The organism is Mycobacterium sp. 3-98 (assembly GCF_035918355.1).
Classification (GTDB): domain Bacteria; phylum Actinomycetota; class Actinomycetes; order Mycobacteriales; family Mycobacteriaceae; genus Mycobacterium; species Mycobacterium intracellulare.
The window spans coordinates 1,549,587-1,563,143 of the sequence record NZ_CP142360.1; the positions used below are offsets into that span (position 1 = coordinate 1,549,587).

The window sequence follows — 13,557 nt, forward strand, 5'->3', positions numbered from 1 at the left end:
GACCATGAGTGAGCAGCAGGCTCGCGTCGGCGTGATCATGGGCAGCGACAGCGACTGGTCGGTGATGCAGGACGCCGCGGCGGCGCTGGCCGAGTTCGACGTGCCGGCCGAGGTCCGGGTCGTCTCGGCGCACCGCACCCCGCAGGTGATGTTCGACTACGCCCGCGACGCGGCCGGGCGCGGCATCGAGGTGATCATCGCCGGCGCCGGCGGGGCGGCGCACCTGCCCGGCATGGTCGCGTCCGCGACGCCGCTGCCGGTGATCGGCGTGCCGGTGCCGCTCGCGAGGCTCGACGGCCTGGACTCGTTGCTGTCGATCGTGCAGATGCCCGCCGGTGTCCCGGTGGCCACGGTCTCCATCGGGGGCGCCCGCAACGCCGGCCTGCTCGCCGTGCGCATCCTCGGATCGTCGGATCCGGCGCTGCGTGCCCGGATCGTCGACTTCCAGCAGCAGCTGGCCGAGACCGTGCGGGCCAAGGATGAGGCGCTGCAGCAGCGCCGGGGTAAAGTTACCGACTAGTAGCTTGGCGACGAGGCGCGCCGCGCCCGCGCAGGAGTCGGGCGGTTCGGCAGGGCGCCACAGGAGAGCGTAGGAGGCTCGAGATGGCTGGATGGGCCGGAAATCCCACCTTTGATCTGTTCCAGTTGCCCGAGGAACACACCGAATTGCGGGCGGCGATCCGCGCGCTGGCGGAAAAGGAAATCGCCCCGCACGCCGCCGACGTCGACGAGAACTCGCGCTTCCCGCAGGAGGCGCTGGAGGCCCTGAACGCGTCGGGCTTCAACGCCGTGCACGTGCCCGAGGAGTACGGCGGGCAGGGCGCCGACTCGGTGGCCGCGTGCATCGTCATCGAAGAGGTCGCCCGCGTGGACGCCTCGGCGTCGCTGATTCCCGCGGTCAACAAGCTCGGCACGATGGGGCTGATCCTGCGCGGCTCCGACGAGCTGAAAAAGCAGGTGCTGCCCTCGATCGCGGACGGCTCGGCGATGGCGTCCTACGCGTTGTCCGAGCGCGAGGCCGGCAGCGACGCCGGATCCATGCGGACCCGGGCCAAGGCCGACGGGGACGACTGGATCCTCAACGGCGCCAAATGCTGGATCACCAACGGCGGCAAGTCCAGCTGGTACACGGTGATGGCGGTGACCGATCCGGACAAGGGCGCCAATGGGATTTCGTCGTTCATGGTGCACAAGGACGACGAGGGATTCAGCGTCGGGCCCAAAGAAAAGAAGCTGGGTATCAAGGGTTCGCCGACCACCGAGCTGTACTTCGAGAACTGCCGGATCCCCGGCGACCGGATCATCGGCGAGCCGGGCACCGGTTTCAAGACGGCGCTGGCGACGCTGGACCACACCCGGCCCACCATCGGCGCGCAGGCGGTCGGCATCGCCCAGGGCGCGCTGGACGCGGCCATCGCCTACACCAAGGACCGCAAGCAGTTCGGCCGCCCGGTCAGCGACAACCAGGGCGTGCAGTTCATGCTCGCCGACATGGCGATGAAGGTGGAGTCCGCCCGGCTGATGGTGTACCACGCCGCCGCCCGCGCCGAGCGCGGCGAATCGCACCTGGGCTTCATCTCGGCGGCGTCGAAGTGCCTGGCGTCTGACGTCGCGATGGAGGTCACCACGGACGCGGTGCAGCTCTTCGGCGGCGCCGGCTACACCGTCGATTTCCCCGTCGAGCGGATGATGCGTGACGCCAAGATCACCCAGATCTATGAGGGCACCAATCAGATTCAGCGCGTGGTGATGTCGCGGGCGCTGCTGCGCTGATTCGTTCCGCGGGTCCGTTGGGAAAACCCCGCCCGCACCGCATAGGATCTCCACGGCGCGTGACGTCCAAGCCGACGGTCGGTAAACAGGCACCGGCAATCCCGTCCGACCACCGCCAACGAGCAAGGGTCTTATCGCGGCCAGGGGGTCTGCAAGTGCAGAACGTGACTTCCCACACCCGTCCACAGATGGCCGGGAATTGATTCCGGCACGTGCTCCGGTCACGCCGACGGCGAGTTGGCAATCCTTGTCGTTGCTCTTGGTCGAGGACGACCGCGCCGACGCGGTGCTCGTGGAAGACCTGATCTCCGACGCGGCCGCCGACATCCGGGTGGTGTGGGCCAAGTCGATGGCGGACGCCGAACGCGAGCTGGAATCCGCCCGCCCCGATTGCGTGCTGCTGGATCTGCACCTGCCCGACGCCAGCGGGATCGACGCGTTGGACCGCGTCGCCAAGCTGGACGCCACCGTGCCGATCGTCGTGCTGACCGGGCTCAACGACGAGTATTTCGGGGCGTCGGCAGTCGCCGCCGGCGCCCAGGACTACCTGGTCAAGGGCCGCGTCGAGCCGGAAATGCTGCGCCGCGCGCTGCTGTACGCGATCGAGCGCAAGCGCGCCGAGCTGATCGCCGCCGACCTGCACGCGACCCAGCTGCGGGCCCGGGAGAACGCGCTGCTGGAACGCGGACTGCTGCCCTCCCCGCTGCTGCTGGACGACCCGGGCGTCGACATCGTCGCCCGCTACCGCCCCAGCCGCGAAGGCGCTTTGCTCTGCGGCGACTTCTACGACGTCGTCCAGACGCCCGACCGGATCGTGCACGTCCTGATCGGCGACGTCGCCGGGCACGGCCCGCACGAGGCGGCCCTGGGCGCGGCGCTGCGGATCGCGTTTCGCACGCTCACCTTCGCCGGCGTGCACGGCGTCGACCTGATGCGCCAGCTCGAGCGGGTGCTGTATTCGGAACGCACCGGCACCGGCATCTTCGCGACCGTGCTCAGCCTCGAGATCTGCCCGGAGCGCCCGGAGGTCAGCGTCATCCGCGCCGGGCATCCGGGGATGTTGCTGCAGGGCGGCGGCGCGGTCCAGTGGGTGGAGCCGCCGGGCGGCCCGGCGCTGGGCCTGCGCGCCGACGGCTGGCCGCGCCACGAGCTGGAGCTGCCCGCCGGCCACGGCCTGCTGTTGCTGACCGACGGTCTCTACGAAGGCTATTCGGGGCAGGGGACCGAGCGGCTCGGCGAGGACGGCCTGCTCGAGCTGGCCCGCTCGCACGCCAACCGACCCGGCCCGGCGTTCGTCGACGCCCTCATCGACGGCGCCCAGGAACTCGCCGAGCCGCGCGGCGGCCTCACCGACGACATCGCCGTGCTCCGCATCGAGAGGACCACCACGTGACGGCACCGGCTCCGCTTCGGCTCGCGCAGCTCACCGTGCGGGGGTGGCTGGCCCTCGTCCTGTGGATCATGGGTGCGACGGTGCTCCTCGGCGCGGTCGTCGGCGGGGTGCTGCTGGACCGCACCGACCAGGTGTCGCGCCAGGTGGGCGAGGACATCCAGCCGGCGCGCGTCGCCGCGACGCATTTGCAGGCGGCCCTGCGGGACCAGGAAACGGGCGTGCGCGGTTACCTGATCACCGCCGACCGGCAGTTCCTCGCGCCGTATTACGACGGGCAACGCGCCGAACGGGCCGCCGCCGACGAGATTCGCCGGCTGGTGGGCGGGCGCGCGGAGCTGATCGCCGACCTGGAGGCGGTCGAAACCGCCGCCGCGGACTGGCGCACCAGCTACGCCGAACCCGTCATCGCGGCCGTGACCCCCAAGGTTCCCAGCGTCGTCAGCACCTCGATGGCCGACCTCGGCAAAGCCAAATTCGACCGTCTGCGAGTGCTTTTCGACACGCAGAACACGCACCTGGCCGACGCGGCGGCCAGCGCCGTCGACGAGCTCAACGACATCAACGGCTGGCGCGACTGGGTGCTGGGCGCGATGGTGCTGATCGTTTTGGGCGCGGCCGTGCTGTTGGGGTTGCTGAGTCGCGCGGCGATCACCCGGCCGATCGCGAGCCTGGCCGCGGCCTGCCGCCGGATCACCCAGGGCAACTTCGACGAAGTGATCTCGGCGCCCAAGCGGCCCAAGGACATTCGCAACATGGCCATCGACGTCGAGAACATGCGCAAGCGCATGGTCGAAGAGCTCGACGTGTCCCGTTCGGCCCAAACCCTGCTCGATGAGCAGACCGCCGAATTGCGCCGGTCCAACACCGAACTCGAGCAGTTCGCCTATGTCGCCTCGCACGATCTGCAGGAGCCGCTGCGCAAGGTGGCCTCCTTCTGTCAGCTGCTCGAGAAACGCTACGCCGACAAGCTCGACGAACGCGGCATCGAATACATCGGGTTCGCGGTCGACGGCGCCAAACGCATGCAGGCGCTGATCAACGACCTGCTCACCTTCTCCCGGGTCGGCCGGCTGGGCACCACGGAGACCGAGGTGCAGCTCGACGCGACGCTCGACGCCGGCCTGGGCAACCTGGCCGTCGCGATCGAGGAGACCGAAGCCCAGATCGTGCGCCCGACGGAGCCGCTGCCGGAGATCGTGGGGGATCCGACGCTGCTGACGATGCTGTGGCAGAACCTGATCGGCAACGCGATCAAGTTCCGGCACAAGGATCGCCCGCCCCGCGTCGTCATCGAATGCGCACCCGGCGAGGGCACCCACGACGGCGAATGGTTGTTCAGCGTGTCGGACAACGGCATCGGCATCCCGGAGGAATTCTCCGACAAGGTCTTCGTCATCTTCCAGCGGCTGCACGGCCGGGAGGTGTATGCGGGAACCGGCGTGGGCCTCGCGTTGGTCAAGAAGATCGTCGAGCACCACGGCGGCACCGTGCGGATCGACACGTCCTACACCGAGGGGACGCGATTCGAATTCACGTTACCCATGCCCGGGCCCGTCGAGGAAGAGGACTCAGTCGCTTTGGAAGGAGCGCATCAGTGACACCCGAAGGAAGAGCGATCGACATCCTGCTGGTCGAAGACGACCCGGGGGACGAGCTGATCACGCGAGAAGCGTTCGAGCACAACAAACTCAAGAACCGGCTGCACGTCGCGCACGACGGGGAGGAGGGACTCAACTACCTGTACCGGCGCGGCGAGTTCGCCGACGCGCCGCGGCCCGACCTGATCCTGCTGGATTTGAACCTGCCCAAATACGACGGCCGCCAGCTTTTGGAGAAGATCAAGTCCGACCCCGAGCTGGCCCAGATCCCGGTCGTCGTGCTGACCACCTCCTCGGCCGAGGAGGACATCCTCAAGAGCTACAAGCTGCACGCCAACGCCTACGTCACCAAACCCGTCGACCTGGACCAGTTCATGAAGGCGGTCCGGCAGATCGACGAGTTCTTCGTTCAGGTGGTGCGGCTACCGACCGCCTGAACGAGGCTGAGGCGCAACCGAATCGGGCTACCCGGATTCCGAGTGCCGCCGCGCGAACCAGGTGATCAGCCGCCCGAGGACGATCAGCAGGAACACGAACACGATCAGCAGGAACGCGGCGTCGTAGGACAGGTCGCGGGCCGCCTTCGACGGCAGGTTGTAGAACGTCCAGATCGGGTAGGTCAGGTAGCCCACCGGTGAGTCGGTGAGCTTGCCGGTCGGGGCCGAGTTCGACCAGCCCGCCGTGTACAGCATCGGCGCCGTCTCGCCCACCGCCAGCGCGAGCGCCACCAGCAGCCCGGTGACGATGCCGGGGATCGCCGACTTGAGCACGATCTTGCGCAGGGTCCAGCCGAGCGGCAACCCGAGCGCTTCGGCCCCCTCCCGGTAGGCCGTGGGCACCTGCGCCAGCGCGGACTCGGTGGCCTTGGCGATGTACGGAATGCTCATCGCCGAGAGCGTCAGCACCCCGGCCGCCAGGGAGAAGCCCCAGTGGAATTTCACCACCAGGGCCAGGTAGCCGACGTAGCCGAGCACGATCGACGGGATGCCGGACAGGATCTCGTAGGCGCCGCGCAGGATGGAACGCGTTCTGCCGCCGGCGAATTCGGAGAGATAGATCCCGGTCAGCACGCTGACGGTGCCCCCGACCAGCATGACGCCGACGCCGATGACCACGGTGCCGATGATGGCGTTGCGCAGCCCGCCGCCGTTGCCGCGGGTGTTCTCGGTGAGCACGCTCCATTTGAAGACCGGCAGGGCGCGCCCGACGACCTCGACCAGCATCCACAGCGTCGGCACGACCACCACCGCCAGGCAGCACACGCAGCCGATCCAGAACAGCGCGTTGACGATCTTGCGTCGGGTACCGACCATGTCAGACACCCCGTCCCACCGGCAGCGCCGTGCCCGACACCCGGCGCACCATCGCGCGGGCCGCGACGTTCGTGAGCAACGTGATCACCATCAACACCAGGGACACCTCGGCGAGGGTCTTCACGGCGAAGTCGGTGAAGTCCGTCATCGCCGAATCCAGCTGCGACACAACGGTGGCCGCGATGGTGGTCATCGTCGCGTAGATGTTGGCGGGTATCGCGCCCAACACCGCACCCGACACCATGGCGACGGCCATCGTCTCTCCCAACGCGCGGCCGAGCCCGAGCACCACCGCTCCGACGATGCCGCTCGACACCCACGGCAGGGTGACCCGCCGCGCGCACTCCCAGTCGGTCATCCCCAGCGCGACCGCGCCCTCGCGGGGCAGCACCGGCACCTGGCGGATCAGGTCGCGGGTGGTGCTGGCGATGATGGGAATGACCATCACCGCGAGCACCAGCCCGGACACCAACAGGCCCTCCCCGTTGCCGGTGTTGCCGCGCAAGTAGCTGAGCACCGGCACGTCGGGCGCGTTGCGGGCGATCACCGGGGCCACGTAGTGGGCGATGAACGGCCCGAATGTCATTGCGCCCCAAAGGCCGACGATGACGCTGGGGATTCCGGCGAGCAATTCGAGCACCATCCCGATGGCCGACGCGAGACGCTTCGGCAACCGCTCCACGATCACCAGCGCCGCCCCGATCGACACCGGCACCGCGATGACCAGGGCGATCGCCGAGGTCGCCAGGGTGCCCACGATCAGCGGCAGCGCCCCGTAGTAGGCGCCGACGGGATGGCGGACGCCGCGGGTGACGACGGCGTCGCCGTAGGTGTTGCCGGGGTTCCACTCGGTGGCGGTGAAAAAGTGCAGCCCGTTGACCCTGATCGCGGGCAGCGCCTCGAGAAGCAGGGTCGCGAGGACGAACACGAGCGCGAGCAGCGGAACCACCGCGCCCGCCGCACCCAGGGAACGGATGGCCAGGCCCGGGCGGCGCGCGCCGCGGATCCGCGCCCGCGCGCCGCCCATCGCGATGTCGGTCACCAAACCCCTACTGGCCGCTGATCTTGGCGATCTGGGCGTCCGACAGCTTCGCCACGTCGGCCGGCAGCGGCTGGAAGTGAACCTTGTCCAGGAACGAGGCGTTGTTGCCGTCGCTGATCGCCCAGTGCAGGAAGGCCTGCAGGGTCTGGGCGGTGGCGGCGTCCTTCTGACCGCTGTTGACGATGGCGTACTCGTAGTTGACGATCGGATAGCCGTCCGGCGCCGGGCCGTTGATCAGCGAGATCGCTTGGTTCGCCGGGGTTTTCGAGGCGAATCCGGCGGCCGCGGCCTGAATGCTCTTGGCGTCGGGCAGCAGGTACTTGTCGGAGGCGTTGGCCAGCTGCGCCTCGCCGAGCCCCTTGCCCTGCGCTTGGTCGAGGAAGCTGATGCCGATGTAGGCCACGCAGCCCGGGGTGTCCGCGCAGCCGGTCACCATGCCGCCGTTGCCGTTCTCCCCGAGCGCGCCGGGCACCGTCGGGAAGGCGACGGTGGTGCCGAAGCCGGGCGATTTGCCCCAGCCGTCGGGGTCCTGCTTGGACAGGTACTGGGTGAACAGGAAGGTGTCACCGGAGCCGTCGGAGCGGTGCAGCGGAACCACCGGTGTGGCAGGCAGATTCACGCCGGGGTTCAGCCCGGCGATCTGCGGGTCGTTCCAGGTCTTGACGGAGCCGTTGTACATGCCGGCCAGCACCTTGCCGTTGAGCTTGATGTGTTCGGTGACACCGGGCAGGTTGTAGTTGACCTGCTGCGCGGAAATGGCCAGCGCGATGTTCATCAGTCCCTTGTGCGCGGCCATGTCGCCCTCGGACAGGTAGGCGTCGGAGGCGCCGATCGCGACCGCCCCGGCCGCGGCCTGGGAGATCCCGGTCCCGGAGCCGGTGCCCTGGGTGGTGATCGTGACGTTCGAGTACTTGTCGTGATAGGCGGGGCCCCACAGGTTGAACAGCGGGTAGAGCAGCGTGCTGCCGGTCTCCGACAACGTCACCGGCGATGACGCCGGCGTCGTCGCGACCGGGCCGCCGCCGCCCTGACTCGGCGCACCGGTCTGCGAGTTCGAACCACACGCAGCCGCGGCGAAAACCAGGGGCGCGGTCGCGGCCATCGCCAGCAACCTACTCATACGAACTTTCACGGCCTTCTCCCTTTCTCTTTCCCTTTAGGTCCCTTGCGTCCCTTTGCTTTTCTGCGTTCATCCGCCGATCTTGGCGATCTGGGCGTCCGACAGCGTCACCACCTCGGCCGGCAGCGGCTGGAAGTGAACCCTGTCCAGAAACGACGGGCCGTTGCCCTCGGTGATCGCCCAGTGCAGGAACGCCTGCAGCGTTTGGGCGGTGGCGTCGTCGCGCTGGTCCGCGTTGACGATCGCGTACTCGTAGTTGACGATCGGGTACCCATCCGTGGCGGGGCCGTTGATCAGCGAGATCGCCTGGTTCGCCGGGGTTTTCGAGGCGACGCCGGCGGCCGCGGCCTGAATGCTCTTGGCGTTGGGCAGCAGGTATTTGCCGGAGGCGTTGCCCAGCTTGGCCTCGCCGAGGCCGTGCTGGTCGGCCTCGTCGAGCGAGCCGATGCTGGTGTAGGCCACACACCCCGGGTTCGCGGCGCAGCCGGTCACCATGGCGCCGTCGCCGTTCTCGCCCAGCGCTTCGGGCACGGCCGGGAAGGAGACGGTGGTGCCGAACCCGGGTGAGCGGCCCCAGCCGTCGGGGTCCTGCTTGGACAGGTACTGGGTGAACTGAAACGTGCTGCCGGACCCGTCGGAGCGGTGCAGCGGCACCACCGGGGTCGCGGGGAGCTGCAGGCCGGGGTTGATGCCGGCGATCTGCGGGTCGTTCCAGGTCTTGATCGTGCCCCGGTACATGCCGGCCAGCACCTTGCCGTTGAGCTTGAGGTGCTGATGCACCCCGGGCAGGTTGTAGTTGACCTGCTGCGCCGAGATGGCCAGCGCGATGTTCATCAGCCCCTTGTGCGCGGCCATGTCGCCCGCGGACAGGTAGGCGTCGGAGGCGCCGATGACGACCGCCCCGGCGGCGGCCTGGGAGATCCCGGCGCCCGAGCCGCTGCCCTGTGTGGTGATGGTGACGTTCGGGTGCTTGGCGCGGTAGGCGGCGCCCCACTCGCTGAACAGCGGGTAGAGCAGCGTGCTGCCGGTCTCGGAGAGCTCGATCGTGGACGTCGCCGGGGCGGTGGCGACGCTGCCGGCTGCCGGCCCGGTGCTCGGCGCCCCCCGCGTGGCGTGCGCACCGCAAGCCGCGATCCCGAGGACCGGCGGCGCGATGGCCACCAGACCCAGCAGCGTACCCAGACGACTCTTCACGTCCCCGCTTCCTCTTCCCGGCGAGACCCTTTCCCGCTATTGGCTTTCCGCGACCCCGGCCGTCTGCGAGGAGCCCCGATCCGAGCCCTGTGCCGGCCGGAACGGCGCGAAGTAGCGGACGGTCTCCTCGTGCTGCGGCGACAGGAACAACTGCTTGGTCGGCCCCTCCTCGACCAGCCTGCCCTCGAAAAAGAAGGCGGTCCGGTCGCCGGTGCGGGCGGCCTGCGCGAGATCGTGGGTGACCATGATCACGGTCAGCCGGTCGGCGAGGGAGCGGATGAGTCCCTCGATCTTCTCGGTGGTGGTCGGGTCCAGCGACGAGGTGGGCTCGTCGAGCAACAGCACGTCCGGGTTGACCGCGAGCGCGCGGGCCAGGCACAACAACTGCTGCTGGCCACCGGAGAGCCGGAACGGCGAATCCCCGAGGCGATCCTTGACCGCGTCCCAGAGGCCGACCTCGGTGAGCCGGGCCTCGGCGACAGTTTTGAATTGCTTGCGCGGCGCCATTTTGTGCGCGCGCACGCCGGCCACCACGTTGTCCATGATCGACATCGGGAACGGGTTGGGACGCTGGAACAGCATGCCCACGCTGCGGCGGAACTCCATCAGGTCGCGGTCGGCGAAGATGGTGCGCCCGCCCAACAGGACGTCACCGCTGTGCCGGAATCCGGAGACCTTGTCGTTCATCCGGTTCAGGGTGCGCAGGAAGGTGGTCTTGCCCGAGCCGGTCGGCCCCAGCAGGGTGGTGACGGAACGGGCGGGGAAGTCGAGGCTGACCTGCTCGAGGACCGTTTTGGGGCCGAACCCCAAAGTGAGGTCGACGGCCCGCATGAGCTGGCCACCATCGGCGACAGGAGCCGCAACTGCGGCCGGTAACTGTTGTTCGCGACGCATTGACAACCGATGCTACGTGTTTGCGCCCGGCACGCGGTCACCGGCCATTAACCTCTTATTCTTTGTCAAGGGTTTGTATATTCGCGATTGGTTAACTTTTGTTGACGATCGAAGGAGTTTCGTGAGGTTCGCTCGATCTGGCGTCGCCCTGAGCGTGGTGGCCGCCGTCGCCCTGGCGCTGGCGGGATGCGGCGACAACAACTCGTCGTCGGGATCGAGCGGCAAGCAGGCGTCGGTGGACTGCGGCGGTAAGAAGGTCCTCAAAGACAGCGGCTCGACCGCGCAGCAAAACGCCATCGAGCAGTTCGTCTACGCCTACGTTCGGGCCTGCCCGGGTTACACGCTCGATTACGACGCCAACGGCTCCGGCGCCGGCGTGACCGAATTCCTGAACAACCAAACGGATCTCGCCGGTTCCGATGTCCCGCTGGACCCGTCCACCGGTCAAAATGACCGGGCGGCGCAGCGGTGCGGTTCGCAGGCCTGGGATCTGCCCACGGTGTTCGGACCGATCGCGGTCACCTATCACCTGACCGGGGTGAGCGGGCTGAAACTGGACGGGCCCACCGTGGCGAAGATCTTCAACGGCACCATCACCAAGTGGGACGATCCGGCGCTGAAGGCGATCAACTCGGGCCTCAACCTTCCGTCGACGCCCATCACGGTCATCTTCCGCAGCGACAAATCCGGCACCACCGCCAACTTCCAGAAGTACCTCGACGGCGCGTCGGACGGCGCCTGGGGCAAGGGCGACAGCGAGGTGTTCAACGGCGGCGTCGGGCAGGGCGCCAGCGGGAACAACGGCACATCGGCGCTGCTGCAGAACACCGAGGGGTCGATCACCTACAACGAGTGGTCGTTCGCGGTGGGCAAGCAGCTCAACATGGCGTCGATCATCACGTCGGCGGGCCCGGACGCGGTGCCGATCACCAAGGACAGCGTCGAGAAGACGATCGCCGGGGCGACCTTCAAGGGGCAGGGCAACGACCTGGTGCTGGACACCTCGTCGTTCTACAGGCCGACACAGTCCGGCGCGTACCCGATCGTGCTGGCGACCTATGAAATCGTCTGTTCGAAGTACCCGGACGCGGCGACGGGCAAGGCGGTGAAGGCGTTCATGCAGGCCGCGATCGGGCCGGGCCAGGAGGGGCTGGACCAGTACGGTTCCATCCCGCTGCCCAGCTCGTTCACGGCGAAGCTGTCGGGCGCGGTCAATGCGATTTCGTGACATGGAGACTCGACGGTGAGCGATAGCGGACCGGCCTCGCGGGCCGGGTCCTGGTTCGGGCCCTACCGGCTGGTGCGCCTGCTGCGCCAGGGCGGCATGGGCGAGGTGTACGAGGCCGAGGACACCCGCAAGCACCGCATGGTGGCCCTGAAACTGATCTCACAACAGTTCTCCGGCAACTCGGAGTTCCGTGCGCGCCTGCAGCGCGAGGCCGATATCGCCGGACGGCTGACCGAACCGCATGTGGTGCCGATCCACGACTACGGCGAGATCGACGGGCGTTTCTATGTGGACATGCGTCTCGTCGACGGCGTCGATCTGGGCACGCTGTTGCGCCGGGACGGGCCGCTGGCCGCGCCGCGGGCGATCGCGATCATCAGCCAGGTCGCCGCCGCCCTGGACGCGGCGCACGCCATCGGGGTGACGCACCGCGACGTCACACCGGGCAACATCCTGATCACCGGCAGCGACTTCGCGTACCTGGCGGATTTCGGAATCGCCCGGGCCGCAACCGATCCGGGGTTGACCCAGTTCGGGACCGCGATCGGCACGTATTACTACATGGCACCGGAGCGGTTCACCGACGACACCGTCACCCACAGCGCCGACATCTATTCGCTCGCATGCGTTTTGAGTGAGTGCCTGACCGGCTCGCCGCCGTATCGGGCCGACACGATCGAACGGCTGGTCGCCGCGCACCTGACGAAGGCACCCCCGTCGCCCAGCCAACTGCGCCCCGGGGCGTTTCCGCCCGCCCTGGATCAGGTGATCGCCAAGGGCATGGCCAAACGTCCCGAGGAGCGCTATCGCACCGCGGGCGAATTCGCCGCCGCCGCGCATGACGCGCTGACCACGTCCGAGCAGCGCAAGGCGACCACGATCCTGCGCGAAGGGGAGGACGCGGTCCAGCGTGCGGAGGCGTCGGCCCAGCGCCCGGAGCGCGAGCCGCAGTCCTGGCCCGCCGCCGAGACCATGGCCGGTCCGGTGGCCCCGAGGCCCGGCGGCACCGGCTGGTCCGAGCGCTCCGGCCATCACCCCTCGATGATCCGTCCCGCCCCAACGACGTTCGGCCACACCTACGGGTCCGGGCCGGACTTCAGGAGTCCCGCCGTGCCGATCGACAGCAAGCGAAAGCAGTGGATCATCGTCGGCGCCATCGCGCTCGTCGCCCTCGTGGCGTTCATCGTGGCGGTCGCCGGTTACCTGTCCACGCGGTCCTCGGGGCCGTCGCAGGAGGCGTCCGGTCAAAGTGTGTTGCCCTTCAACGGGATTGACTTCCGCCTGTCCCCGGGCGGGGTGGCGCTGGACAGCGCCGGCGACGTCTACGTCACCAGCGAGGGCATGTACGGGCGCGTGGTGAAGCTGACGGCCGGTTCGAACGCCACGACGGTGCTGCCGTTCCACGGGCTCTACCAGCCGCAGGGTCTGGCCGTCGACGGCGCCGGCACGGTGTACGTCGCCGATTTCAACAACCGGGTGGTCAGCCTGGCCGCGGGCTCCAACGACCAGAAGGTGCTGCCGTTTTCCGGTCTGAGCTACCCCGAGGGCGTCGCGGTCGACAGCCAGGGCGCGGTGTACGTCGCCGACCGCGGCAACAGCAGGGTGGTGAAGCTGGCGGCGGGATCCATGACCCAGACCGAGTTGCCGTTCAACGGACTGAAGAATCCCGACGGTGTCGCCGTCGACGCCGCGGGCACCGTGTACGTCGCCGACACCGACAACAACAGGATCGTCAAGCTCGACGCCAATTCGAATACCCAGGCGGAGTTGCCATTTCAGAACGTCTCCGTGCCGTGGGGCATCGCGGTGGACAACAGCGGCACCGTCTACGTCACCGAACACGACAAGAGCGACGTGCTGAAGTTCCCGGCGGGCTCGAACACGCCGACCGTCCTGCCGTTCGACGGGCTCAACACGCCCTTGGCGGTGGCGGTCGACAAGGAACGAAGCGTCTATATCGCCGACCGCGGCAACGACCGGGTGGTCAAGCTGGCGCCCTGAG

12 protein-coding genes are annotated in these 13,557 nt (G+C 68.4%); 7 read left to right on the forward strand and 5 right to left on the reverse strand.

Going from position 1 to position 13,557, the window contains the following annotated elements; genetic code table 11:
- Positions 1-4: 4 nt before the first annotated feature.
- The 5 genes from purE to QGN30_RS07615 all read left to right on the forward strand — a co-directional run bounded on the left by purE (position 5) and on the right by QGN30_RS07615 (position 5,201).
- Positions 5-520, forward strand: a complete 516-nt coding sequence (purE, locus tag QGN30_RS07595) for a 5-(carboxyamino)imidazole ribonucleotide mutase (RefSeq protein WP_036455259.1) — start codon at positions 5-7, stop codon at positions 518-520.
- Positions 521-603: 83 nt separating this feature from the next.
- Positions 604-1,773, forward strand: a complete 1,170-nt coding sequence (locus tag QGN30_RS07600) for an acyl-CoA dehydrogenase (RefSeq protein ID WP_009953234.1) — start codon at positions 604-606, stop codon at positions 1,771-1,773.
- 247 nt (positions 1,774-2,020) lie between these two features.
- Positions 2,021-3,166 (forward strand): PP2C family protein-serine/threonine phosphatase, encoded by a 1,146-nt coding sequence (locus tag QGN30_RS07605; protein WP_009953233.1) that lies wholly within the window; start codon positions 2,021-2,023, stop codon positions 3,164-3,166.
- Positions 3,163-4,764: a sensor histidine kinase gene (locus tag QGN30_RS07610; RefSeq protein ID WP_248923219.1), complete on the forward strand. Its 1,602-nt coding sequence runs from the start codon at positions 3,163-3,165 to the stop codon at positions 4,762-4,764. Before QGN30_RS07605 ends, QGN30_RS07610 begins: the two co-directional genes overlap by 4 nt.
- On the forward strand, positions 4,761-5,201 hold the full coding sequence (locus QGN30_RS07615; protein WP_009953231.1) for a response regulator: 441 nt from the start codon (positions 4,761-4,763) through the stop codon (positions 5,199-5,201). Before QGN30_RS07610 ends, QGN30_RS07615 begins: the two co-directional genes overlap by 4 nt.
- A 27-nt stretch (positions 5,202-5,228) precedes the next feature.
- Here QGN30_RS07615 and pstA read toward each other — a convergent pair whose 3' ends face one another.
- From pstA to QGN30_RS07640, 5 genes are all read right to left on the reverse strand, one after another.
- A complete protein-coding gene (gene pstA, locus QGN30_RS07620; RefSeq protein WP_201406213.1) occupies positions 5,229-6,077 on the reverse strand; it encodes a phosphate ABC transporter permease PstA in 849 nt (282 codons plus the stop codon).
- Position 6,078: 1 nt separating this feature from the next.
- The gene (gene pstC / locus QGN30_RS07625; protein WP_043955837.1) at positions 6,079-7,104 is read right to left on the reverse strand and encodes a phosphate ABC transporter permease subunit PstC; all 1,026 of its coding nucleotides are present in this window, start codon (positions 7,102-7,104) and stop codon (positions 6,079-6,081) included.
- Positions 7,105-7,126: 22 nt separating this feature from the next.
- The gene (pstS, locus tag QGN30_RS07630) at positions 7,127-8,239 is read right to left on the reverse strand and encodes a phosphate ABC transporter substrate-binding protein PstS (RefSeq protein ID WP_263646580.1); all 1,113 of its coding nucleotides are present in this window, start codon (positions 8,237-8,239) and stop codon (positions 7,127-7,129) included.
- A 69-nt stretch (positions 8,240-8,308) separates the two neighbouring features.
- Positions 8,309-9,433 (reverse strand): phosphate ABC transporter substrate-binding protein PstS, encoded by a 1,125-nt coding sequence (pstS, locus tag QGN30_RS07635; RefSeq protein ID WP_248923218.1) that lies wholly within the window; start codon positions 9,431-9,433, stop codon positions 8,309-8,311.
- A 36-nt stretch (positions 9,434-9,469) separates the two neighbouring features.
- Positions 9,470-10,264 (reverse strand): ATP-binding cassette domain-containing protein, encoded by a 795-nt coding sequence (locus tag QGN30_RS07640; RefSeq protein WP_009953225.1) that lies wholly within the window; start codon positions 10,262-10,264, stop codon positions 9,470-9,472.
- Between the two features lie 184 nt (positions 10,265-10,448).
- Here QGN30_RS07640 and pstS (QGN30_RS07645) point away from each other — a divergent pair, with 184 nt between their 5' ends.
- Positions 10,449-11,555: a phosphate ABC transporter substrate-binding protein PstS gene (gene pstS / locus QGN30_RS07645; RefSeq protein WP_248923217.1), complete on the forward strand. Its 1,107-nt coding sequence runs from the start codon at positions 10,449-10,451 to the stop codon at positions 11,553-11,555.
- Between the two features lie 15 nt (positions 11,556-11,570).
- Positions 11,571-13,556 (forward strand): serine/threonine-protein kinase PknD, encoded by a 1,986-nt coding sequence (locus QGN30_RS07650; protein WP_233042200.1) that lies wholly within the window; start codon positions 11,571-11,573, stop codon positions 13,554-13,556.
- Position 13,557 lies beyond the last annotated feature (1 nt).